Source organism: Streptomyces sp. NPDC005141 (genome assembly GCF_053599975.1).
This window is the reverse complement of the sequence record NZ_JBSFYW010000082.1, coordinates 1-21,768: the sequence shown is the minus strand read 5'-3', so window position 1 is coordinate 21,768 and position 21,768 is coordinate 1. Positions and strand designations below refer to the sequence as shown.

Annotated in this window: 22 protein-coding genes and 1 pseudogene; 18 read left to right on the top strand and 5 right to left on the bottom strand. The window is 69.7% G+C overall.

Features of this window, described 5'->3' with window-relative positions:
• Window positions 1–52: 52 nt before the first annotated feature.
• From ACWD68_RS37625 to ACWD68_RS37600, 6 genes are all read left to right on the top strand, one after another.
• Window positions 53–361 carry a DUF2469 domain-containing protein gene (locus ACWD68_RS37625; RefSeq protein WP_003965949.1) on the top strand — a complete coding sequence of 103 codons (309 nt, stop codon included), beginning with the start codon at window positions 53–55 and terminating at the stop codon, window positions 359–361.
• A gap of 205 nt (window positions 362–566) precedes the next feature.
• On the top strand, window positions 567–938 hold the full coding sequence (locus tag ACWD68_RS37620; protein ID WP_451810961.1) for a YraN family protein: 372 nt from the start codon (window positions 567–569) through the stop codon (window positions 936–938).
• Complete coding sequence (locus ACWD68_RS37615; protein ID WP_451810960.1) at window positions 938–2,563, top strand: YifB family Mg chelatase-like AAA ATPase; 1,626 nt, start codon at window positions 938–940, stop codon at window positions 2,561–2,563. The genes ACWD68_RS37620 and ACWD68_RS37615 overlap by 1 nt, the downstream gene beginning before the upstream one ends.
• A complete protein-coding gene (gene dprA / locus ACWD68_RS37610) occupies window positions 2,560–3,705 on the top strand; it encodes a DNA-processing protein DprA (RefSeq protein ID WP_451810959.1) in 1,146 nt (381 codons plus the stop codon). The genes ACWD68_RS37615 and dprA overlap by 4 nt, the downstream gene beginning before the upstream one ends.
• A 272-nt stretch (window positions 3,706–3,977) precedes the next feature.
• Window positions 3,978–4,820 (top strand): RNA polymerase sigma factor WhiG, encoded by an 843-nt coding sequence (gene whiG / locus ACWD68_RS37605; protein ID WP_451810958.1) that lies wholly within the window; start codon window positions 3,978–3,980, stop codon window positions 4,818–4,820.
• A 142-nt stretch (window positions 4,821–4,962) separates the two neighbouring features.
• A complete protein-coding gene (locus ACWD68_RS37600; protein WP_451810970.1) occupies window positions 4,963–5,520 on the top strand; it encodes a TetR/AcrR family transcriptional regulator in 558 nt (185 codons plus the stop codon).
• A 256-nt stretch (window positions 5,521–5,776) separates the two neighbouring features.
• Here ACWD68_RS37600 and ACWD68_RS37595 read toward each other — a convergent pair whose 3' ends face one another.
• A complete protein-coding gene (locus ACWD68_RS37595; RefSeq protein ID WP_451810969.1) occupies window positions 5,777–6,358 on the bottom strand; it encodes a murein hydrolase activator EnvC family protein in 582 nt (193 codons plus the stop codon).
• A 489-nt stretch (window positions 6,359–6,847) separates the two neighbouring features.
• Here ACWD68_RS37595 and rpsB point away from each other — a divergent pair, with 489 nt between their 5' ends.
• The 5 genes from rpsB to ACWD68_RS37570 all read left to right on the top strand — a co-directional run bounded on the left by rpsB (window position 6,848) and on the right by ACWD68_RS37570 (window position 11,548).
• A complete protein-coding gene (gene rpsB, locus ACWD68_RS37590) occupies window positions 6,848–7,792 on the top strand; it encodes a 30S ribosomal protein S2 (RefSeq protein ID WP_451810957.1) in 945 nt (314 codons plus the stop codon).
• Window positions 7,793–7,888: 96 nt separating this feature from the next.
• A complete protein-coding gene (gene tsf, locus ACWD68_RS37585; protein WP_451810956.1) occupies window positions 7,889–8,725 on the top strand; it encodes a translation elongation factor Ts in 837 nt (278 codons plus the stop codon).
• A 183-nt stretch (window positions 8,726–8,908) separates the two neighbouring features.
• Window positions 8,909–9,679, top strand: a complete 771-nt coding sequence (gene pyrH / locus ACWD68_RS37580) for a UMP kinase (RefSeq protein ID WP_451810955.1) — start codon at window positions 8,909–8,911, stop codon at window positions 9,677–9,679.
• 172 nt (window positions 9,680–9,851) lie between these two features.
• The gene (gene frr, locus ACWD68_RS37575; protein WP_266763198.1) at window positions 9,852–10,409 is read left to right on the top strand and encodes a ribosome recycling factor; all 558 of its coding nucleotides are present in this window, start codon (window positions 9,852–9,854) and stop codon (window positions 10,407–10,409) included.
• The gene (locus tag ACWD68_RS37570; RefSeq protein ID WP_451810954.1) at window positions 10,409–11,548 is read left to right on the top strand and encodes a phosphatidate cytidylyltransferase; all 1,140 of its coding nucleotides are present in this window, start codon (window positions 10,409–10,411) and stop codon (window positions 11,546–11,548) included. Before frr ends, ACWD68_RS37570 begins: the two co-directional genes overlap by 1 nt.
• 102 nt (window positions 11,549–11,650) lie before the next feature.
• Here the strand turns inward: ACWD68_RS37570 and ACWD68_RS37565 are convergent, their stop codons facing one another.
• The gene (locus tag ACWD68_RS37565; RefSeq protein WP_451810953.1) at window positions 11,651–11,929 is read right to left on the bottom strand and encodes a hypothetical protein; all 279 of its coding nucleotides are present in this window, start codon (window positions 11,927–11,929) and stop codon (window positions 11,651–11,653) included.
• Window positions 11,926–12,270 (bottom strand): DUF6233 domain-containing protein, encoded by a 345-nt coding sequence (locus ACWD68_RS37560; protein ID WP_451810952.1) that lies wholly within the window; start codon window positions 12,268–12,270, stop codon window positions 11,926–11,928. The genes ACWD68_RS37565 and ACWD68_RS37560 overlap by 4 nt, the downstream gene beginning before the upstream one ends.
• 322 nt (window positions 12,271–12,592) lie before the next feature.
• On the opposite strand from ACWD68_RS37560, the gene ACWD68_RS37555 reads away from it, so the two are divergent.
• Complete coding sequence (locus tag ACWD68_RS37555; protein ID WP_451810951.1) at window positions 12,593–13,066, top strand: carboxymuconolactone decarboxylase family protein; 474 nt, start codon at window positions 12,593–12,595, stop codon at window positions 13,064–13,066.
• Window positions 13,067–13,518: 452 nt separating this feature from the next.
• Here ACWD68_RS37555 and ACWD68_RS37550 read toward each other — a convergent pair.
• Both ACWD68_RS37550 and ACWD68_RS37545 read right to left on the bottom strand, forming a co-directional pair.
• Window positions 13,519–14,139: pseudogene (locus ACWD68_RS37550) on the bottom strand (tyrosine-type recombinase/integrase); the annotation flags it as partial.
• 98 nt (window positions 14,140–14,237) lie between these two features.
• Window positions 14,238–14,732: a hypothetical protein gene (locus ACWD68_RS37545; RefSeq protein ID WP_451810971.1), complete on the bottom strand. Its 495-nt coding sequence runs from the start codon at window positions 14,730–14,732 to the stop codon at window positions 14,238–14,240.
• 406 nt (window positions 14,733–15,138) lie between these two features.
• Here ACWD68_RS37545 and ACWD68_RS37540 point away from each other — a divergent pair, with 406 nt between their 5' ends.
• The 6 genes from ACWD68_RS37540 to ACWD68_RS37515 all read left to right on the top strand — a co-directional run bounded on the left by ACWD68_RS37540 (window position 15,139) and on the right by ACWD68_RS37515 (window position 21,582).
• Window positions 15,139–15,705: a DUF4231 domain-containing protein gene (locus ACWD68_RS37540; protein ID WP_451810950.1), complete on the top strand. Its 567-nt coding sequence runs from the start codon at window positions 15,139–15,141 to the stop codon at window positions 15,703–15,705.
• A gap of 6 nt (window positions 15,706–15,711) precedes the next feature.
• Window positions 15,712–15,918 carry a DUF7660 family protein gene (locus tag ACWD68_RS37535; RefSeq protein ID WP_451810949.1) on the top strand — a complete coding sequence of 69 codons (207 nt, stop codon included), beginning with the start codon at window positions 15,712–15,714 and terminating at the stop codon, window positions 15,916–15,918.
• 548 nt (window positions 15,919–16,466) lie between these two features.
• Window positions 16,467–17,573, top strand: coding sequence for a 23S rRNA (adenine(2503)-C(2))-methyltransferase RlmN (gene rlmN / locus ACWD68_RS37530; protein WP_451810948.1), 1,107 nt, complete (start codon window positions 16,467–16,469; stop codon window positions 17,571–17,573).
• Window positions 17,574–17,791: 218 nt separating this feature from the next.
• Window positions 17,792–18,880, top strand: coding sequence for a thiamine ABC transporter substrate-binding protein (locus tag ACWD68_RS37525; protein WP_451810947.1), 1,089 nt, complete (start codon window positions 17,792–17,794; stop codon window positions 18,878–18,880).
• Complete coding sequence (locus ACWD68_RS37520; RefSeq protein WP_451810946.1) at window positions 18,856–20,559, top strand: ABC transporter permease; 1,704 nt, start codon at window positions 18,856–18,858, stop codon at window positions 20,557–20,559. Before ACWD68_RS37525 ends, ACWD68_RS37520 begins: the two co-directional genes overlap by 25 nt.
• A complete protein-coding gene (locus tag ACWD68_RS37515) occupies window positions 20,560–21,582 on the top strand; it encodes an ABC transporter ATP-binding protein (protein WP_451810945.1) in 1,023 nt (340 codons plus the stop codon). It begins immediately after the preceding gene.
• Window positions 21,583–21,768 lie beyond the last annotated feature (186 nt).

Genomic DNA, 21,768 nt, shown 5'->3' with positions numbered 1-21,768 from the left:
CTCTCGGGGCTGGCGCACAATAGGGGGACGCACGGCTGAAGGGGAACATGCCATGAGCGCCGAGGACCTCGAGAAGTACGAGACCGAGATGGAGCTGAAGCTCTATCGGGAGTACCGCGATGTCGTCGGTCTGTTCAAATATGTGATCGAGACCGAACGGCGCTTCTACCTCACAAACGACTACGAGATGCAGGTGCACTCGGTCCAGGGTGAGGTGTTTTTCGAGGTGTCCATGGCGGACGCCTGGGTGTGGGACATGTACCGGCCCGCCCGCTTCGTGAAACAGGTACGCGTCCTGACATTCAAGGACGTGAACATCGAAGAGCTGAACAAGAGCGATCTGGAACTGCCGGGCGGCTGAAGTCCGGACGGCCGGACCGCGGGCTGAGGGGCTCAGGGAGGGGCAGGGCCCCCGGCCGGTGGCTTCCCCGGGCGGCCGATGACGAGCGGTGATCGCGTGAATGGCTCGGGCGGGTGACGGAGATTTCCACAATCACCCGCTCGTCCACCAAGATCCAATAGCTGGGTGACGTGGCCTCAGTGTCGGTGCCGGAGGTGGTGCCGACATGAAGACATCCGAGGCACGCAAAGCACTGGGCGCGTACGGCGAGGAGCTGGCCGCACGACGCCTGACCGAGACCGGCATGACGGTCCTGGCACGCAACTGGCGCTGCGGCAGGACCGGCGAGATCGACATCGTGGCCCGGGACGGCGACGCGCTGGTCGTCTGTGAGGTCAAGACCCGCAGGGCCGGCGCGTTCCAGCATCCGATGGAGGCCGTCACACCGGCCAAGGCCCGGCGACTGCGCGGTCTGGCCGAACGCTGGCTCCAGGAACACGGCGGAGCCCCACCGGGCGGTGTCCGCATCGACCTGATCGGCGTCGTCCTCCCCGAGCGCGGCGCTCCCCTGGTCGAGCACGCGCGGGGGGTGGCCTGATGGGGTTCGCGCGTACGTGTTCGGTCGCCCTGGTGGGCGTGGAGGGCGTCGTCGTCGAGGTCCAGGCGGACCTGGAGCCGGGCATCGCGGCCTTCACGCTGGTGGGGCTCCCCGACAAGAGCCTGACGGAGAGCCGCGACCGGGTCCGGGCCGCGGTGGTCAACTCCGGCGCGTCCTGGCCGCAGAAGAAGCTGACGGTGGGGCTGAGCCCGGCCTCCGTGCCCAAGGGCGGTTCGGGCTTCGACCTCGCCGTGGCCTGCGCGGTGCTGGGCGCCTCCGAGCGGATCGACCCCCGTGTGCTCGCCGACATCGTGATGATCGGGGAGCTCGGGCTCGACGGCAGGGTGCGGCCGGTCCGGGGCATCCTGCCGGCCGTGCTCGCGGCGGCGGACGCCGGATACGAGCAGGTCGTGGTGCCGGAGTGCGCGGCGGCCGAGGCCTCACTCGTGCCGGGCGTCTCGGTGCTCGGGGTCCGCAGCCTGCGCCAGCTGATCGCGGTGCTCGCCGACGAACCGGTGCCCGAGGAGGAACCGGACGAGCAGGGCCGCCCGGACCCCCTGCTGGCCGGCCTGCGTGTGCCCGGTACGGGCGAGGCCACCGGCCTGTGCGGCATCGCCGTGCCGGAGCACGACCGGGACCACGACCTCGGTGACGTCGTCGGCCAGCTGTCGGCACGCGCCGCGATGGAGGTCGCGGCGGCGGGAGGCCACCACGTCTTCCTCCAAGGACCGCCCGGCGCGGGCAAGACGATGCTGGCCGAGCGGATGCCGTCGCTCATGCCACGGCTGTCCCGGCAGGAATCCCTGGAGGTGACGGCGATCCACTCCGTCGCCGGCCTGCTGCCGCCGGGCAAACCGATGGTGGACGTCGCGCCCTACTGCGCACCCCACCATTCCGCGACCATGCAGTCGCTCGTCGGCGGCGGCAAGGGGCTCGCACGGCCCGGCGCGGTGTCCCTGTCCCATCGCGGAGTGCTCTTCCTCGACGAGGCACCGGAATTCAGCGGATTCGCGCTGGATGCCCTGCGGCAACCGCTGGAAGCCGGGCACGTGGTGATCGCGCGCAGCGCCGGTGTCGTACGGTTCCCCGCGAAGTTCCTGATGGTGCTGGCCGCCAACCCCTGCCCCTGCGGACGCTTCAGCACGACGAACGACTACTGCGAGTGCCCGCCCTCCGCCATCCGCCGCTACCAGGCGAGGCTCTCCGGACCGCTGCTCGACCGGGTCGATCTGCGTGTCGAGGTCGAGCCCGTCACCCGAGCCGAACTCACCGCACGCGGCGCGCGGGGCGAGTCGACGAAGACGGTCGCGGACCGGGTGCGGTCCGCCCGCGAGCGGGCCGCCGCGCGCCTGACGGGAACCCCCTGGCTCACCAACAGCGAGGTGCCGGGACGTGAGCTGCGCGGCCGCTGGCAGGCACAGTCGGGAGCGATGGACGAGGCCGAGCGGGGCCTGGAGCGCGGACTGCTGACGGCCCGTGGGCTGGACCGGGTGCTCCGCGTCGCGTGGACGGTCGCCGACCTGTCGGGACACGACAGGCCCGACGCCGGGGATGTCGCCCTGGCCCTCCAGCTGCGCACCGGAATCCCGCGCGGGGTACCGATGGCGATCGGCTCGCCGGCATGACGGACGACGAGCGCGGGGCCCGCGTCACGCTCTCCCGGGTCCTCGAACCGGGCGACGAGGTCTGCGGGCGCTGGATTCGGGAGGTCGGGGCCCGGGAGGCGGTCCGGTGGCTGTACAGGGGCGAGGGGCAGCCGAGGGGAATGACCGACAAGCGGTGGGCGGGGCTGAGGGCCCGGGCCGGGCGGGCCGACCCGGAGCGGGACCTCGCCCTCGCCCGGGACGCCGGGGTGCGGTTCATCTGTCCCGGTGAATCCGAATGGCCCGCGCAGCTCGACGACCTGGGGGACGCCCGGCCCGTCGGACTGTGGGTGCGGGGGCGGGCGGCCCTGCGGATATGGGCGCTGCGGTCCGTCGCCGTCGTCGGCGCCCGGGCCTGCACCGAGTACGGCGCGCACATGGCGGCCACCCTCGGCGCCGGGCTCGCGGAGCGGGGCTGGGTGGTGGTGTCCGGCGGCGCCTACGGCATCGACGGGGCCGCGCACCGGGGCGCCCTCGGGGCGGGCGGCGCCACCGTCGCCGTGCTCGCCTGCGGTGTCGACCGGCCCTACCCGCGCGGACACACTCAGTTGATCACCAGGATCGCGGAACAGGGACTCGTGGTGGGGGAGTTGCCGCCCGGCGAGCATCCGACGCCGAGCAGATTCATCCTCAGGAACCGGGTCATCGCGGCGCTCACCCGGGGCACCGTGGTCGTCGAGGCGGCGTACCGCAGCGGAGCGCTCGTCACGGCCCGCTCCGCACAGCGCTTGGGGCGGTTCACGATGGGTGTGCCGGGACCCGCCACCAGCGGACTGTCGGCCGGGGTGCACGAACTGCTGCGCGGGGAAGCAGTCCTGGTCTCCGACGCCGCGGAAGTCGCCGAACTGGTCGGTGACATGGGTGAGCTGGCGCCGGACCGGCGCGGACCCGTGCTGCCGCGCGACCTGCTGCACCCGGGTGCGGGACGCGTCCTGGCCGCCCTGCCGGCGCGGGGCTCCGCGGAGACCCCGGAGATCGCCCGGAGAGCGGCGACCACCACGGACGACGCGGTCGGGAGACTGTACGAACTCCGAGCACTTGGCTTCGTCGAACGACACGGCGACGGCTGGAAGTTGACACGCCAGGCGATCACCTCCGTCCGCGGTGACCCGGAGCGATGCTGACCGAGCGTGTTCGGCCGTCCGGGGGAACGCCGACACCCTTGGGAATACGTGCAGTTGGCGGCCCCCGGCGGTCACACAGGGCAACCGTCATGACTCCGGGGGACGCGCCGGGGAAAGTCTTCGCGTGCGGGTGACAGCCCGCTCTTCGCGCACTGCGACAGTCCAGTCACGCTACGCTCACAAGGATCCGAAGCAGGCACGCGATCTCGGCATGACGCCGACAGGACACCCAGTCACTCCACAGTTCACGGCAGAACGGCACAAGGCGACGCATGCCCCAGCACACCTCCGGGTCCGACCGGACGGCGATCCCGCCAGCCGCCCGCGACGGCGGCAGCGTGCGCCCGCCCGCGCCCTCGACGCTCGACGAGCTGTGGCGGTCGTACAAGTCGACCGGTGACGAGCGGCTGCGGGAACAGCTGATCCTGCACTACTCCCCGCTGGTGAAGTATGTCGCGGGCCGGGTCAGTGTGGGCCTGCCGGCCAACGTCGAGCAGGCGGACTTCGTCTCGTCGGGGGTTTTCGGGCTGATCGACGCGATCGAGAAGTTCGACATCGAGCGGGAGATCAAGTTCGAGACGTACGCGATCACCCGCATCCGCGGCGCGATGATCGACGAACTGCGGGCGCTGGACTGGATCCCCCGGTCGGTGCGGCAGAAGGCGCGCAATGTGGAGCGCGCCTACGCGACGCTGGAAGCCCGGCTGCGGCGCACCCCCTCGGAGGGCGAGGTGGCTGCGGAGATGGGCATCGGCGTGGAGGAACTCCACTCGGTGTTCAGTCAGTTGTCGCTGGCCAACGTGGTCGCGCTGGAGGAGCTGCTGCACGTCGGCGGCGAGGGCGGCGACCGGCTGAGTCTGATGGACACGCTGGAGGACACCGCCGCCGACAATCCGGTCGAGGTGGCGGAGGACCGGGAGCTGCGGAGGCTTCTGGCACGGGCGATCAACACGCTGCCCGACCGGGAGAAGACCGTGGTCACCCTCTATTACTACGAAGGGCTCACACTCGCGGAGATCGGCAATGTGCTCGGGGTGACCGAGAGCCGGGTGAGTCAGATCCACACCAAGTCGGTGCTTCAGCTGCGCGCCAAGCTGGCCAGTTTCGGGCGCTGAGGGGGCGATGCCGTGGTGCCGGGCCGCCCCGCTGTCACGGCCGCGGAGACCGGCGTCACCGTGGTCGGCTGGGTCGAGTGACTCCCGTCCGCGGCGGCGCGTCCGTACAGTGGTTGACGTGCCAAGGATTCGAGCGGCCTCCGTGGCCGAGCACCGATCGATGCAGCGAGCCGCCCTGCTGGACGCGGCGCGGTCCCTGTTGTCCGAGGGCGGGACGGAAGCGCTGACCTTCCCGGCGCTCGCGGAGCACACGGGGCTCGCGCGTTCCTCCGTGTACGAGTACTTCCGGTCCAGGGCGGCCGTCGTCGAGGAGCTGTGCGAGGTCGACTTTCCCGTCTGGGCGGCCGAGGTGTCGGCTGCGATGGCGGCGGCGGACGGCCCCGAGGGGAAGGTCGAGGCGTACGTACGCCGCCAGCTGGCCCTGGTCGGCGACCGGCGGCACCGGGCCGTGGTCGCCATCTCCGCGAGCGAACTCGACGCGGGTGCCCGGGAGAAGATCCGGGCCGCGCACGGCGGGCTGGTCACGATGATCGGCGAGGCGCTCGGCGCGATGGGGCACGCCGAACCGCGGCTGGCCGCGATGCTCCTGCAGGGCGTGGTGGACGCCGCGGTGCGGCGCATCGAACTCGGGGCCGCCGAGGACCCCTCGGCGATCACGGAGGCGGCCGTCGCGATGGCCCTGCGGGGCGTCCGGGGCTGAGCTCCGATGGCGGAGTGCGGGCTGAGCGCTGCCGGTGGCGTGCGGACTGAGCCCCGCCGGTCCGGCGGGGCGGCCTCCCGGCTTCCGGGCCGGTGGAGAGGCTGTCCCGGCTCCCGGGCCGGTGCAGTGGCTGTCCGGGCTCCCGGGCCCGTGGAGAGGCTGTCCCAACGGTGCGGCCTCCGACTGTCGGGCCGGTGGCGCGGCCGTCTTGACTCTCTGGTCTCGTGTCCGTCGCTTTCGGGTTTCGGGCCGCGGGTCAGGGCCGTGTGTCGCTCTCGCCGATCGGTAGCAGGCGGGACGGGCCCGTGTGCAGGAGCCACGGTGGGAGCAGGGACAGCGGGTTCAGGTAGGTCCTGCCTCTGAGCAGCCCCCAGTGCAGACAAGCAGTCGCGCCGCAGTGGGCATCCGGCGCCTCCGATGTGCCCAGCACCTCGCCCGCGAGGACCTCGTCGCCCTTGCGCACCGAGGCCCGCACCGGACCGTACGTCGTCCGCAGTGGGGGCGCTCCGGTGTCCGACAGCTCCACCGAGACCACCCCGCGGCCCGCGACCCGGCCGGCGAAGGAGACCCGGCCGGGTGCGACGGCACGCACCGGGGTGCCGGGGGCGGCCACGAGGTCGACACCGCGATGACCCCGGGAGTAGGCCGTCGCCGGGGGTTCCCAGCCCCGCACGACGGACGGGCGGACACCCACGGGCCAGGCGCGGGCGACCGCCGGGACGGAGGGGTCGGCTGCCGGCGGAACGGCTGGATCGGCCGGCGCCGGAACCGCCGAGCCAGCTCCCGCCGGGAACGCCGAGCCGGTTCCCGGCGGGAGGGCGGTACCTGCTCGGGACAGGAGGGCGGTACCTGCTCGGAACGGGACGGTCGAGCCGGCTCCTGGCGCAGAGGCCGGGGGCGGGTGCGGGGGCGCGGGGCCGCTCCCCCGAGCCGGGGCCGAGTGGGCCGGGGCCAGGACCGAGTGGGCCAGGGCCGAGGGAGGCAGGGCGCACAGGACGGTCAGGGTCAGGCCCAGGAGCAGGCCCGGCCAGGTACGGGCACATCGGTTCACTCGCATGCGAGAACCGTTCCGCATCGAGCGGATCATGGCCGGGATCTGTGGAGTACCGGCCGGTTGTGGACAGCGGCGTCACCCGGCCCCTCTCGGGTCCCGTACACTTCTGATGGCGATCCGGGTCACCGGGTCGACTTCGCACGCCCCGGCATCTGGTCCTCATCGACCGGTGTCAGCGCCTCTCGGTCCTTTGTGGCAAGGCGCATCGCGGGCGTCAGGCGCGAGTGCCGTCCGGCACACGCGGTACAACCGAGAACACCGAGGAGAACGGCCATGGCCGTCGTCACGATGCGGGAGCTGCTGGAAAGCGGCGTCCACTTCGGTCACCAGACCCGTCGTTGGAACCCGAAGATGAAGCGCTTCATCTTCACGGAGCGCAACGGCATCTACATCATCGACCTGCTCCAGTCGCTGTCGTACATCGACCGCGCCTACGAGTTCGTCAAGGAGACCGTCGCCCACGGCGGCACGGTCATGTTCGTCGGCACGAAGAAGCAGGCGCAGGAGGCCATCGCGGAGCAGGCCACCCGCGTCGGCATGCCCTACGTCAACCAGCGCTGGCTGGGCGGCATGCTCACCAACTTCTCGACCGTCTACAAGCGTCTGCAGCGCCTCAAGGAGCTCGAGCAGATCGACTTCGAGGACGTCGCCGCTTCCGGTCTCACCAAGAAGGAACTTCTCGTGCTCTCGCGCGAGAAGGCCAAGCTGGAGAAGACCCTCGGTGGTATCCGCGAGATGCAGAAGGTGCCCAGCGCCGTCTGGATCGTGGACACCAAGAAGGAGCACATCGCGGTCGGCGAGGCCCGGAAGCTCAACATCCCGGTCGTCGCCATCCTCGACACCAACTGTGACCCCGACGAGGTCGACTACAAGATCCCGGGCAACGACGACGCGATCCGCTCCGTCACCCTGCTCACCCGTGTGATCGCCGACGCCGTCGCCGAGGGACTCATCTCCCGCTCCGGCGCCGGTAAGGCCGCGGGTGACAAGGCCGCGGGCGAGCCGCTCGCCGCGTGGGAGCGCGACCTGCTCGAGGGCGAGAAGAAGGCCGACGACGCCGAGGTCCAGACCTCCGCCGAGACGGAGAAGGTCGCCGACGCCGAGCAGGCCGAGGTTCCCGCCGCTGAGGCCGAGGCCACCGAGGCCCCCGCCGCCGAGGCCGAGGCCGCTGAGGCCCCCGCCGCCGAGGCGCCGGCCACGGACGCCGAGCAGGCCTGACCCCTCACCCCTTCGGGTTTGTGAACGGCGGGGGCCCACAAAGCCCCCGCCGTTCGTCCCGTAGATCTTCAGACTTCGAGAGAGATTCCAGGAATCATGGCGAACTACACCGCCGCGGACGTCAAGAAGCTCCGTGAGCTCACCGGCGCCGGCATGATGGACTGCAAGAAGGCGCTGGACGAGGCCGACGGCAACGTCGACAAGGCCGTCGAGGCCCTGCGCATCAAGGGCCAGAAGGGCGTCGCCAAGCGCGAAGGCCGCTCCGCCGAGAACGGCGCCGTGGTCTCCATCATCGCTGACGACAACACCTCCGGTGTCCTGGTCGAGCTGAAGTGCGAGACGGACTTCGTCGCCAAGGGCGAGAAGTTCCAGGCCGTCGCCAACCAGATCGCCCAGCACGCCGCCGCCACCTCCCCGGCCGACATCACGGCGCTCCTCGCGTCCGAGATCGAGTCCGGCAAGACGGTTCAGGCGTTCGTCGACGAGGCCAACGCGAACCTGGGCGAGAAGATCGTCCTGGACCGCTTCGCCCAGTTCTCCGGTGCCTTCGTGGCCGCGTACATGCACCGCACCATGCCCGACCTGCCCCCGCAGATCGGTGTTCTGGTCGAGCTGGACAAGGCCGACGCCGACCTCGCCAAGGGCATCGCGCAGCACATCGCCGCCTTCGCGCCGAAGTACCTCTCCCGTGAGGACGTCCCGGCCGAGGTCGTCGAGACCGAGCGTCGCGTCGCCGAGGAGACCACCCGCGCCGAGGGCAAGCCCGAGGCCGCCCTCCCCAAGATCGTCGAGGGTCGCGTCAACGGCTTCTTCAAGGAGGCCACCCTCCTCGGTCAGCCGTACGCGCTCGACAACAAGAAGTCCGTCCAGAAGGTTCTGGACGAGGCCGGTGTCACCCTGAAGCGCTTCTCGCGCATCAAGGTCGGCATCTGAGTCCGTACGGCGATCGACGCGCGACCCCTATAGGGTCGACAGCAGTCGTCCGCGTACGCCGGCACCCACGCGCGGGTGCCGGACGACAGCAGATCTGACGAGGAGGCCATTGCCGAGCATGGGATGCGAACAACACCCCACCGGCAATGGCCTTCTTCGTATGTGCACCATGAGGAGATCTCCATGACCACCACCCAGGCCGACAAGGGCGAGAAGACCGACGACGGCAAAGGCGCGGGACGTTTTCTGCTGAAGCTTTCCGGCGAGGCGTTCGCCGGCGGCGGCGGACTGGGCGTCGATCCCGACGTGGTGCACAAGATCGCCCGCGAGATCGCGGCCGTCGTGCGCGGCGGTGCCCAGATCGCCGTCGTCATCGGCGGCGGCAACTTCTTCCGCGGGGCCGAACTGCAGCAGCGCGGCATGGACCGGGCGCGCTCCGACTACATGGGCATGCTCGGCACGGTCATGAACTGCCTCGCTCTCCAGGACTTCCTGGAGAAGGAGGGCATCGACAGCCGCGTCCAGACCGCCATCACCATGGGCCAGGTCGCGGAGCCGTACATCCCGCTGCGCGGCGTGCGGCATCTGGAGAAGGGCCGTGTGGTCATCTTCGGCGCCGGTATGGGCATGCCGTACTTCTCCACCGACACCACGGCCGCTCAGCGTGCCCTGGAGATCGACGCCGAGGCGCTCCTCATGGGCAAGAACGGCGTGGACGGTGTCTACGACTCCGACCCGAAGACCAACCCCGAGGCCGTCAAGTTCGACGCGCTCAGCTACGGCGAGGTCATCACCCGGGACCTCAAGGTCGCCGACATGACCGCCATCACGCTGTGCCGGGACAACAAGCTGCCGATCCTGGTCTTCGAGCTCCTGGCGGAGGGCAATATCGCGCGGGCGGTCAAGGGTGAGAAGATCGGCACACTCGTGGGGGACCAGAGCGGCCGCGCCTGACGGGGAACGCTCCGGACCGGGCACGAGTCCCGGTCCAGGACGGACCCTGACCGGGGGATGGACAATGTCCTGCCGGTCCGGAACCGTGCAGTAATAAGACGCGACGCAGCCGGCCGCCGACCCCGTCGAGGAATCAGCTGCCGGGCCTACTCAAGACACGCAGGAGCAAGTGGTGATCGAAGAGACCCTCCTCGAGGCCGAGGAGAAGATGGAGAAGGCCGTCGTGGTCGCCAAGGAGGACTTCGCCGCGATCCGCACCGGCCGTGCGCACCCGGCGATGTTCAACAAGATCGTGGCCGACTACTACGGCGCGCTGACGCCGATCAACCAGCTGGCCTCGTTCTCCGTGCCGGAGCCGCGGATGGCCGTGGTGACCCCGTTCGACAAGAGCGCGCTGCGCAACATCGAGCAGGCGATCCGCGACTCCGACCTGGGCGTCAACCCCAGCAACGACGGCAACATCATCCGGGTGACCTTCCCCGAGCTGACGGAAGAGCGCCGCAAGGAGTACATCAAGGTCGCGCGGACCAAGGGCGAGGACGCCAAGGTCTCGATCCGCGCCGTGCGCCGCAAGGCCAAGGACGCGCTCGACAAGCTCGTCAAGGACAAGGAGTCCGGCGAGGACGAGGTCCGCCGCGCGGAGAAGGAGCTCGACGACACCACGGCGAAGTACGTCGCCCAGGTGGACGAGCTCCTGAAGCACAAGGAAGCGGAGCTGCTCGAGGTCTGATGAACGACTCTTCCTGGGGGGCGCCGCCACAAGCCGGGTACTGGGGGCCGTCCGAGCAGGGACCTGTCCAGGGGGCAACCCCGGCGGGTCCCACGTACGATGCGCATGACGCGCAGCACACTCGGCCCATGCCCACCGTGCCCGACGTACCCGCACATGGCGGAGACCAGGATGACGACAGGGGGGCCGCTCGGCCGAGCGGCCCTTCGGTCCGCGACGAGACACCCACGACGGCGCCCTACGGGCATCCGTCACACAACCCGCAGATCCCGCAGGAGCCCATGCCCAGCGCCGCCCCCCAGCCCGCCCCCGCACCTCAGAAGAAGAGTGCGGGACGCGACCTGGGCGCGGCCATAGGAGTGGGCGTCGGGCTCGGCGCGGTGATCGTCGCGTCGTTGTTCATCGTCAAGGCCGTCTTCGTCGGCGTGATAGCGGTCGCCGTGGTGGTGGGCCTCTGGGAGCTCACCTCACGGCTGGAGGAGCGCAAGGGCATCAAGGCGCCCCTCGTGCCGCTTGCGCTCGGCGGGGCCGCCATGGTCGTCTCCGGATACGTGCGCGGCGCCGAGGGCGCGTGGGTCGCCATGGCGCTCACCGCGCTGGCCGTCCTGGTCTGGCGGATGACGGAACCGCCCGAGGGCTACCTCAAGGACGTCACGGCGGGGGTCTTCGCGGCCTTCTACGTGCCGTTCCTGGCGACCTTCGTGGCCATGATGCTCACGGCCGACGACGGCCCGCGCCGCGTGCTGACCTTCCTGCTTCTGACGGTGGTCAGCGACACGGGTGCGTACGCCATCGGCTGGCGCTTCGGCAAGCACAAGCTGGCGCCGCGGATCAGCCCCGGAAAGACCCGTGAGGGTCTGTTCGGAGCGGTCAGCTTCGCGATGGCGGCGGGTGCGCTGTGCATGCAGTACCTAATCGACGACGGCACCTGGTGGCAGGGCCTGATCCTCGGCCTCGCGGTCGCGGCCAGCGCCACGCTGGGTGACCTCGGCGAGTCCATGATCAAGCGGGACCTCGGCATCAAGGACATGGGCACCCTGCTGCCGGGCCACGGCGGCATCATGGACCGTCTGGACTCCTTGCTCCCGACGGCTCCGGTGGTCTGGCTGCTGCTCGTGCTCTTCGTCGGATCCGGCTGACCGGCGCCTTCCCGCACACAGCCACTTCGCACGCGGCTACTCCGCACGCACCCACTCCGCACGCGGCTACTCCGTGCACATCTACGACACCACCCCTTCGGGTCATCCGATCACCGCACCGTGATCCATGTGACCGGGAGGGGTGGTGTCGTATTCGTGCGGCCGGCCGTCCTGCCATTCCACCCAGCGCTGATCGTCCAGGAGGTCCCACGCGTCCGGGAGGCCCGCTCGACGCAGGAACTCGACCAGATCGGCGTCGCTGTGGGCGATGCCGGCGTTCCGGGCGCGGATCGTCACCCGGCGGCCGCCGGTTCCCGTCGCGCGCTGGACGAGGATGGGTGCGTCGCACCCGTCCTCGGGCTGTGTGTGTTCGTGGTTCACAGGACACCCAGATCCGTGTCGGGGCGGCAGTACGGGCATGCCGTGACGCCGTCTTCGGTGAGCGCCCTGAGGGCCTGCTCGCGTGCCAGTGGTTTCGTGTTCTTTCCCGCCATGCCGCAGTCGCCCGTGTGGACGGCGTCGGGGGTGGCCTTGCCGCCGCCCGCACGCCGCAATGCGAGTTTCCACCCGCGGGGCGGTGGGGGCGAGGTGCGGGCGGCGCGGGTGGCGATGACTTCTTGCCGCTCCAGTTCGGTGATGGTGTCGTCGGTGCGGCGCAGTTGCCAGAGCAGCCATGCGCGGACGCTGCGCAGGTGCTCCAGGCGGGACACTGATTCGTACACGTATTCGATTCTAGGGCTTGGCGTGACTTCGTGGCAGCATCCCGCCCGTGTCGCTGTCGCTCTCGGGGTCGCTGGTGGGGTCCCTGCCGGGCCGGAGTCGGGGTCGCGGCCGGAGCGCGAGCTGGAACTGGGGCCGAGGCCGGAGTGCGAGCGGGAGCCGTAGCCCGAGCCCGGCGTCGTCGGCGGCGGACCTGAGACTCGTGGAGCGGAGATCCCGGTGCGAAGAGCGGGGGGAGACGCAGGTCACATTCCTTCGTGTCACATCGCGGGGAGTCGTTCCGTCGAAGAGGTGTAACCACGAACGACGACACAGGAGCGCATCATGGAAGCTCGGTTGAACCTCTTCGCCAGCCCGGTCGCGGCCAAGTTCACCAGGCACATCGTCGCCGCGGGCAGGGCGCTCGAGGACTCGGGTCTGCCGGCCGCGACGCAGGAGCTGGTGAAGCTGCGCGCCAGCCAGATCAACGGCTGCGGGTTCTGCACCGACATGCACACCAAGGACGCCACCGCCGCGGGTGAGACCTCGGTGCGTCTCAACCTGGTCGCGGCCTGGCGGGAGGCCACGGTGTTCACCGACGCCGAGCGCGCCGCCCTGGAGCTGACGGAGCAGGGCACCCGCATCGCCGACGCGGCCGGCGGGGTCACGGACGAGTGCTGGGCGAATGCCGCGAAGTACTACGACGAGGAGCAGCTCGCCGCCCTGGTCTGCTGCATCGCCATCATCAACGCGTTCAACCGCGGGAACGTCATCGTCCAGCAGCCCGCCGGCGACTACAAGCCCGGCCAGTTCGCATAACTCGGGACGGCTCGGCCCGGGATTGCTCGGGACCTGCCCGGGACCGCCCGGACCGTCGGCGGGGCCGCGGCCGCACGCGCTCCGGGCGCTCTCCTCGCGGGGGCCCGGGGCGGCGGTCGGCGCTACCCTGGCCGGTCAGTTCGGCCCGCCGGCCATCATCGATGCGGAGCCCGACTCTGCTTCCGGGGGTCGTTCGCGAAGGTGAGAGTGACGGCTGAGCGTCCTGGTTCGCCCCCGTGGCCGTCCGAGGCCGACCCCCCGATGACAGACGGCACCCGCGGGTGACCGTGCGTATCGTGCTCCGGCCTGGGCCACCCGAGTCGATCTGCGACACTGGAAGAGATATGCCTAAGCCCGGAGAACTGATGTGCTCCGAGCGCGAAGAAGCCCCCTACCAGCGATGTTGTCGCCAGTAGGGGGCGCTTTATGCCCGCTGGGCCGTCTCTGGGCCGTCAGGGCTCCTGGGCCGTGCCGAGGACATCATCCAGGGCCCGGCGCGCTCGCTCGCTGCTGCTCGGCATCAGGTGGGCGTACACCCGCAGCGTCATCGCCGGATCTGAATGGCCGAGGTATTCACTCACGGCCTTGATGCTCTCGCCCGCGTCCAGGAGAACCGACGCGTAGAAGTGCCGAAGGGCGTGCATCCCGTGTTGCCGGGCGGAGGCGTACCGCTTCCCGGATTCGGGGGCCGGGATAAGGCCGGCGGACGCGAGGGCGGGCTTCCATTCCTGGATGTTGAAGTTGCTCCGCCAGACGATTCCGTCGGCCGTGTTGGTGAAGATCAGGCGCCGCTCGGTGAGCGGGCCGTCCGGCCTGATCCACGGCCGCTTGATTGCCACGGGCGGGTGACTTTCCACGTGCCGCCGTAAGACTGAGGCCACCGAGGACGGCAGTGGTACGTCCCGCTCCTTGTTGCCCTTGGGCGGAGCGAAAACGGCGACACCCCTGATCAACTTGACCTGAGTTGTGACCCGAAGAGTGTCACCACCGAGCTGCGCGGTGTCCTCGGCCAGGCCGATGATCTCGCCCTGTCGAAGACCGCAGCCGCTGCCTACGTCGACCATGGCTTGGTAGCCGACGGCAGACGGGATGGGAGCTTGAGGTGAGTGGTGGATTGCTGTCGAGTGCTTGCCGTGTTGACCAAGTTGGCTGGTCAGGGGACGATTCAGCCCTACCGCAGGGTCAGGATGCAGAGCGAGTGGCCCTCGTCGGGGTCCCCGACATATGTCCAGAGTTTCAATGTCTTGCCGTCCCGCAGGGCCTCGTAGGTGGAGGTCACGCGATCGGCTTCGAACGACACCGTGACGCTGCTCTGTCCCTCCCACTCATCGGCGTCCCAGGTGCCCGATCCCGACCGGGGCTCGTTCTCCGGCCCGTAGGCAGAGATGTCGTAGTCACCGCAGACATCATCGGCAGTAAACGTTCCATCCGGCTTCAGCTCTAGTCTGCCGCCCGCGCCGTCGCCCCACATGGTCGCTGTCTGCGATCGGGGTACCTCGGCCGCCTTCCCGTCAGGGACTGGCGGGAAGGCGAACCTGCCACATGCGACGAGGGCGAACGCGACGGGAACGAGGACAAGGACTGCCCGATAGGAACGCAACTCACGCCACCCCAACACCTGCGACAGGACACACATATGACCCGGGTTCGACGCGTCGTCGAGCACGTGCTCGTCATCCTGGCAGCATTATTGAACATGTTCAACTTCTCTGTGCGGCTGTGCACGTGAACGTGTGGCGCTCGGACCGGACTGGAGAAAGTCGCGGGTCTTCTCTGCGGTAGCGGCCGGGCTGCTCGCCATCTAGAGATCGCCAGTCGACGTGCCCCTCCCGTGCCCGTTCGGTCGGGAAGCAGCGGGGAGCCACGGTCTCTGGCGGACAGTGCTCACGAGAACGGTCCCTGACCGAGATACCTGGTCAGGGGCCGTTCACCTGCGGTGGGTGGGGATTTGAACCCACGGTGACTCGCGCCACGACGGTTTTCAAGACCCTGTGCGGCTTGACTCACCCATTGAGACTCCACCGACCTGGGCCTCACACTGCACCCCGCCGCACCGAGGGGAGTTGACTCTCATGGCCGGTCCCGCTCTACTGCACCTCATGCCGGGGATGGACAAAGCGCGCGCACTCGAAATGCACCCAGGAAGCACTGATCCAGTGGCAACAGCGCAGGATTACGTCGAAGTCAGGTTGTCTCAGTACCAGCAGTGGTACAACCGGAAGGCCGTCAAGACGAAGGCCATGCACCTGAGGATGAGAACGCTATCCGTAGTAGGAGGCGCATTGGTACCCGTCTTAGTCAACCTTGACGTGTCGTTCGCCAAGCTCATCGCGACGGTATTGAGCTTGATCGTGGTGGGCTCAGTCTCATTGGAAAGCGTGTACCGCTACCGCGAGCAGTGGAAGAACTACCGTTCGACAGAGCAGCTGCTAGGCCACGAACGAATCTATTTCCAAACCAAGGTAGGCCCCTACGCTGACTTGCCAGACGGTGAGGCGTACAAAACCCTGGTGGCCCGAGTTGAGACTGCCATCGCTAGTGAGAACTCCGCAACACTCAACGTGATGACCCTGGGTAGTCAGGTACATGCCGATTTGCACGGCGCGAGCGAACTGCCGGGGGCGCGGCGCGAGGCCTAGTCAGGCATGGCGGGTCCTTCTCCTGAGCACGTCGACAGCAGAGAAGACCTGGCAGCCTTCGTACGTTCCCTACAGCGCAGCCACGTCGACGTTGGCAGCTCATGGCAGAACCCGGACCTCCCGAGCTTCCTGGAGGCCTTGGCGGCATGGATCGACGACGCAGACGGCTGGTACAGCAACACTGGCCGCGAGCTGCCCGATAGCGGTGACTGAAGGTTCTTCGCACGAGCTCTGCGTGCGGCGACCGTCTACGAGTAATCCGGGCCGTGTCGAATGCCTGTCGAAGCTGAGTGGCAAGCGGTCGTCGGCGCGGGTGATTAGCCAGGCCAGGGCCCGATTGCGGGCGTACGGGCAAAGCGCCTTCTAAGCTCCTAGTCGCTCACTGCATCATGATCTTGTCCATGGATGAGTGCACGTGGCCCCCGTGCCCGTAAGGCGCCGGCGGAGGGGGCTCAGGAAGTCTGGACGGCGACCCTTGCAGCCCTCCCTCTCTGGGGGCAACCGCCACCGGAGACGTGATCGGACGCCAGCCGTTCGGGGTCTCCATGCGGGTCGGCGGAGTTCCGGGCGCCATGGCGCTGGCGCAATCACCAGGTGAGAGTCCGGCTGCACAAGTCGGGGACGTTGTCCGAGTGATCACCGCTGGGCCGTCCCTGGGCCGTGCGAAGCCGACCAACGCTGACAGTCGGCACCCACGGGTGACCACCCCCACCCCGCTCTGGCCTGGGTCGGTGGAGTTGATCTGCGACACTGGAAGCGTTATGCCTGCACCCGGAGAACTCACCTTTGTCGCGCCGCGCGGAGCCAAGAAGCCGCCGCGGCACCTTGCCGATCTCACGCCTGCCGAGCGCAAAGAGGCAGTTGCCGCGATCGGTGAGAAGCCGTTTCGCGCCAAGCAGCTCTCGCAGCACTACTTCGCCCGGTACGCGCACGACCCCGCCGAGTGGACGGACATCCCGGCCGCCTCGCGCGGCAAGCTCCAGGAGGCGCTGCTTCCCGAGCTGATGACGGTCGTACGGCATCTGTCGACCGACCAGGACACCACCCGCAAGACCCTGTGGCGGCTCTTCGACGGCACGCTCGTCGAGTCCGTGCTGATGCGCTACCCGGACCGCGTGACCATGTGCATCAGCTCGCAGGCGGGCTGCGGAATGAACTGCCCGTTCTGCGCCACCGGACAGGCCGGCCTCGACCGGAACCTCTCGACCGGCGAGATCGTGCACCAGATCGTCGACGGCATGCGGGCGCTCCGCGACGGCGAGATCCCCGGGGGTCCCGCGCGGCTGAGCAACATCGTCTTCATGGGTATGGGTGAGCCGCTCGCCAACTACAAGCGGGTGGTCGGGGCGATCCGGGCCCTCACCGACCCCGAGCCGGACGGGCTCGGGCTCTCGCAGCGCGGTATCACCGTGTCGACGGTCGGGCTGGTCCCCGCCATCAACCGGTTCTCCGACGAGGGCTTCAAGTGCCGGCTCGCGATCTCCCTGCACGCCCCGGACGACGAGCTGCGCGACACCCTCGTCCCCGTGAACACGCGGTGGAAGGTGCGCGAGGTGATGGACGCCGGATGGGAGTACGCGGACAGGTCCGGGCGGCGCCTGTCCATCGAGTACGCGATGATCCGGGACATCAACGACCAGGCGTGGCGTGGTGACCGGCTCGGGCGGATGCTCAAGGGCAAGCCTGTGCATGTCAACCTCATCCCGCTGAACCCGACCCCGGGTTCGAAGTGGACCGCCTCGCGGCCCGAGGACGAGAAGGCGTTCGTCGAGGCGATCGCCGCCCACGGCGTGACGGTGACCGTCCGGGACACCCGTGGCCAGGAGATCGACGGAGCGTGTGGTCAGCTCGCCGCGACCGAGCGGTAGTCTGAGCGGGTCAGTACTTCGTATTCCGACATCTTCATATTCCGACAGGGGAGCGCCACAGCGCTGAGAGTGCGGGACAGCCCGCAGACCCTCTGAACCTTGCCCAGGTCATTCTGGGTAGGAAGTTCGGTCGTTACTCAAGCTGTTGCGCCCTGCCCGGGAACCGTCAGAGGTCCCGGGCAGGGCCGCGTCTCTTCCTGGTCACCCAGGAGGAATCAGTGAGCACCACCAACAGGCGGTTCGCGGCCCTGGCCGTCGGGCTCGGCCTTGTCACGCTGCCGGCACTGTCCGCGTGCGGCTCGTCCGACGCCGCCGGCTCGGGCGATCCGAAGACGATCACGCTCGTCAGCCACGACTCGTTCGTCGCGTCGAAGAGCGTGCTCAAGGACTTCGAGAAGCAGTCCGGCTACAAGGTCCGGGTCCTCAAGGACGGCGACGCAGGGCAGGCCGTCAACAAGGCCATCCTGACCAAGGACCACCCGCAGGGCGACGTCTTCTTCGGCGTCGACAACACCCTGCTCTCCCGCGCGCTCGACAACGGGCTGTTCCAGCCGTACGTGGCCAAGGACGCGGATCTGGTCCTGCCCGAGTACCGGACCGACCAGGACAAGCACCGGGTCACGCCCATCGACTCGGGCGACATCTGCGTCAACTACGACAAGGCCTACTTCAGCGAGCACAAGCTGAAGCCGCCGCAGTCCTTCGACGACCTGGTCAAGCCTGCGTACAAGGACCTCCTCGTCACCGAGAACGCCTCCACGTCCTCGCCCGGCCTCGGCTTCCTGCTCGGCTCCGCCGCGCACTACGGCGACAAGGGCTGGGAGGGCTACTGGAAGAAGCTCAAGGCCAACGGCGTGAAGGTCGTGGACGGCTGGGAGCAGGCCTACAACGAGGAGTTCTCGGGGTCCGCCGGCGGCAAGAAGGCCAAGGCCGACCGGCCGCTCGTCGTCTCGTACGCCTCCTCGCCGCCCGCCGAGGTCATCTACGCCGACCCGAAGCCCACCACCGCTCCGACCGGTGTCGCGACCGGCACCTGCTTCCGGCAGGTCGAGTACGCGGGTCTGCTCAGCAACGCCGCGAACGCCAAGGGCGGCAAGGCGCTCCTCGACTTCATGCTCACCAAGGAGTTCCAGGACGACATGCCGCTCAACATGTTCGTCTACCCGGTGCGCGAGGCCGCGCAGGTGCCGCCGGAGTTCACGCAGTACGGTCCGCAGGCCAAGGACCCCGAGACCCTGGCCCCCGCGAAGATCGCCGCCGAACGCGACCAGTGGGTCAAGTCGTGGACCTCGCTCGTACTGAAGTAGCCGAGGGAGCGGGCCGAGCCGACGGGACCGACGGAGCTCCGCGCAAGGCCCGTGGGCGGAACGCGACGCGGCTCGGTCTGATGGCCCTGCCCGTCGCGTTCTTCGCCGTCTTCTTCGCCTACCCTGTCGTCGCGATCGTCTCGCGCGGGCTCCACGGGGACGGCGGCTGGCAGCTGGGCCGGATCTGGGAGGTGCCGGCCCAGTCCGACATCCGGCACGTGCTGTGGTTCACCACCTGGCAGGCGCTCGCCTCGACGGTGCTCACGCTGCTGGTCGCGCTCCCCGGCGCGTATGTCTTCGCGCGCTTCGATTTCAGGGGCAAGCAGATCCTCAGGGCCGTGGTGACCGTGCCCTTCGTGCTGCCGACCGTGGTCGTCGGCACGGCGTTCCTCGCGCTGGTCGGCCGCGGCGGGCTGCTCGACGAGCTGTGGGGTGTGCGCCTCGACACCACGGTGTGGGCGATCCTGCTCGCGCACGTGTTCTTCAACTACGCGGTCGTCGTACGGACCGTCGGTGGGCTCTGGTCGCAGCTCGACCCGCGTCAGGAGGAGGCCGCGCGCATGCTCGGCGCCTCGCGCTTCGCGGCGTGGCGCAGGGTGACGCTGCCGGCGCTCGGGCCGGCCGTGGCCGCCGCGGCGCTCATGGTCTTCCTCTTCACCTTCACCTCGTTCGGCGTGGTGCAGATCCTCGGCGGCCCCACCTTCTCGACCCTCGAGGTCGAGATCTACCGGCAGACCTCCGAGATCTTCGACCTCGCGACGGCGGCGGTCCTGACGATCGTCCAGTTCGTGGCGGTGGGCGCGATCCTCGCCGTGCACGCCGCGACCGTACGCCGACGGGAGACCGCCCTGCGACTGGTGGCGCCGGAGACGACCGCGCGCCGGCCGAGCGGGGCCGGTCAGTGGGCGCTGCTCGCAGGGGTGCTGGCAAGCATCGGGGTCCTCCTCGTGCTGCCCCTCGCGGTCCTCGTCCAGCGCTCCCTCGACGCCCCGGGACTCGGCTACTACCGGGCGCTGGCCGACGACGACGGAGGCGTCTTCCTCGTCGCCCCCATCGAGGCGATCGGCAACTCGCTGGAGTACGCGCTCGCCGCCACCGCCATCGCCGTGGTGATCGGCGGTCTGGCGGCGGCGGCCCTCACCCGGCGCGCCGGCCGCCTCATGCGGGGCTTCGACGCGCTGCTCATGCTGCCGCTCGGGGTCTCCGCGGTGACCGTGGGTTTCGGGTTCCTGATCGCGCTGGACGAGCCGCCCCTGGATCTGCGCGGCAGCTGGATCCTGGTGCCGCTGGCGCAGGCACTGGTGGGTGTCCCCTTCGTCGTACGGACGATGCTGCCCGTGCTGCGCGCGGTGGACGGGCGGCTGCGGGAGGCGGCGGCTGTGCTCGGGGCGTCGCCGTGGCGGGTGTGGCGCGAGGTCGATCTGCCGATGGTGCGGCGGGCGCTGCTGATCGCGGCCGGATTCGCCTTCGCCGTCTCCCTCGGGGAGTTCGGGGCGACGGTCTTCATCGCACGGCCCGACAACCCGACGCTGCCGGTGGCCGTGGCCCGGCTGCTCGGGCGCGCGGGCGATCTCAACTACGGCCAGGCGATGGCCCTTTCGACGATTCTGATGGTGGTGTGCGCGGTGGCGCTGCTGCTGTTGGAGCGGATGCGGACCGACCGGACCGGGGAGTTCTAGATGCTGCTGAGCCTGCAGGGCGCGACCGTACGCTTCGGCGGCCGGGCCGTGCTCGACACCGTCGACCTCGATGTCGCCGAGCACGAGATCGTGTGCGTGCTCGGTCCGAGCGGCAGCGGCAAGTCCACGCTGCTGCGGACGGTTGCCGGACTGCAGGCCCTGGACGCGGGCCGTGTGGTGCTGGACGGACAGGACCAGGCGGGCGTTCCCGCGCACAAGCGGGGCGTCGGCCTGATGTTCCAGGACCATCAGCTCTTCCCGCAGCGGGACGTGAGCGGCAACGTGGCCTTCGGGCTGCGGATGCACGGCACGTCGAGGAGCGGACAGGCGCTCCGGGTGGGGGAGTTGCTGGATCTGGTCGGACTGCCCGGAGCCGGCGGCCGCGCCGTCGCCTCTCTCTCCGGGGGCGAGCAGCAGCGCGTCGCGCTGGCCCGCGCCCTGGCCCCCCGCCCCCGCCTGCTGATGCTCGACGAACCGCTCGGCCAGCTGGACCGCTCGCTGCGCGAACGGCTGGTCGTCGAACTCCGTGGCCTCTTCGGCGAGTTGGGGACGACAGTGCTCGCCGTCACCCACGACCAGGGCGAGGCCTTCGCGCTCGCCGACCGGGTCGTGGTGATGCGCGACGGACGGATCGCCCAGTCCGGTACGCCACTTGAGGTCTGGCAGCGACCCGCGGACGCGTTCGTGGCCCGCTTCCTCGGCTTCGACAACGTGGTCGAGGCGACGGTGAGCGCGGCGGCCGCCGACACCCCGTGGGGCAAGGTACCGGTGCCCGAGGGCGCCGCCCAGGGGCCCGGCACGCTCCTCGTACGGCCCGCCGGTGTACGGCTGGTGGCCGCGGCGGACGGGCTGCGCTGCACGGTCGCCGCACGCACCTTCCGGGGCACCCACGTCGCCGTACAGCTGCAGCCGCGGGACGCGCCCCGGCTGGAGGCGGCGTGTGCGCTGCGGGACGCGCCGGAGCCCGGGGACGTGGTCGGGGTGGAGTTCGACGCCGCCGAGATCGTGGTGCTCGGGGAGTAGTACGCCGAGATCGTCGTGCTCGGAGAGGCGTACGCCGAAATGCTCGTCGGCGGAAGCGCGCCGGGCGCGGAGGCCGTCGGCGTCCGGCCACACGGCTGTCCGGCCGGACGTGCCCGGACAGCCGTGTGGGCCGGCGGCGGGGGCGGGGGGGGGGCCCCCGGGCGGGCCTGTTGGGGGGGAGTTTGG

Bases quoted from the DNA above. Each gene is read 5' to 3' on its own strand.
- ACWD68_RS37625 (WP_003965949.1), top strand. From the start codon at position 53: ATGAGCGCCGAGGACCTCGAGAAGTACGAGACCGAGATGGAGCTGAAG.
- ACWD68_RS37620 (WP_451810961.1), top strand. From the start codon at position 567: ATGAAGACATCCGAGGCACGCAAAGCACTGGGCGCGTACGGCGAGGAG.
- ACWD68_RS37615 (WP_451810960.1), top strand. From the start codon at position 938: ATGGGGTTCGCGCGTACGTGTTCGGTCGCCCTGGTGGGCGTGGAGGGC.
- dprA (WP_451810959.1), top strand. From the start codon at position 2,560: ATGACGGACGACGAGCGCGGGGCCCGCGTCACGCTCTCCCGGGTCCTC.
- whiG (WP_451810958.1), top strand. From the start codon at position 3,978: ATGCCCCAGCACACCTCCGGGTCCGACCGGACGGCGATCCCGCCAGCC.
- rpsB (WP_451810957.1), top strand. From the start codon at position 6,848: ATGGCCGTCGTCACGATGCGGGAGCTGCTGGAAAGCGGCGTCCACTTC.
- tsf (WP_451810956.1), top strand. From the start codon at position 7,889: ATGGCGAACTACACCGCCGCGGACGTCAAGAAGCTCCGTGAGCTCACC.
- pyrH (WP_451810955.1), top strand. From the start codon at position 8,909: ATGACCACCACCCAGGCCGACAAGGGCGAGAAGACCGACGACGGCAAA.
- ACWD68_RS37570 (WP_451810954.1), top strand. From the start codon at position 10,409: ATGAACGACTCTTCCTGGGGGGCGCCGCCACAAGCCGGGTACTGGGGG.
- ACWD68_RS37555 (WP_451810951.1), top strand. From the start codon at position 12,593: ATGGAAGCTCGGTTGAACCTCTTCGCCAGCCCGGTCGCGGCCAAGTTC.
- ACWD68_RS37540 (WP_451810950.1), top strand. From the start codon at position 15,139: ATGGCCGGTCCCGCTCTACTGCACCTCATGCCGGGGATGGACAAAGCG.
- ACWD68_RS37535 (WP_451810949.1), top strand. From the start codon at position 15,712: ATGGCGGGTCCTTCTCCTGAGCACGTCGACAGCAGAGAAGACCTGGCA.
- rlmN (WP_451810948.1), top strand. From the start codon at position 16,467: ATGCCTGCACCCGGAGAACTCACCTTTGTCGCGCCGCGCGGAGCCAAG.
- ACWD68_RS37515 (WP_451810945.1), top strand. From the start codon at position 20,560: ATGCTGCTGAGCCTGCAGGGCGCGACCGTACGCTTCGGCGGCCGGGCC.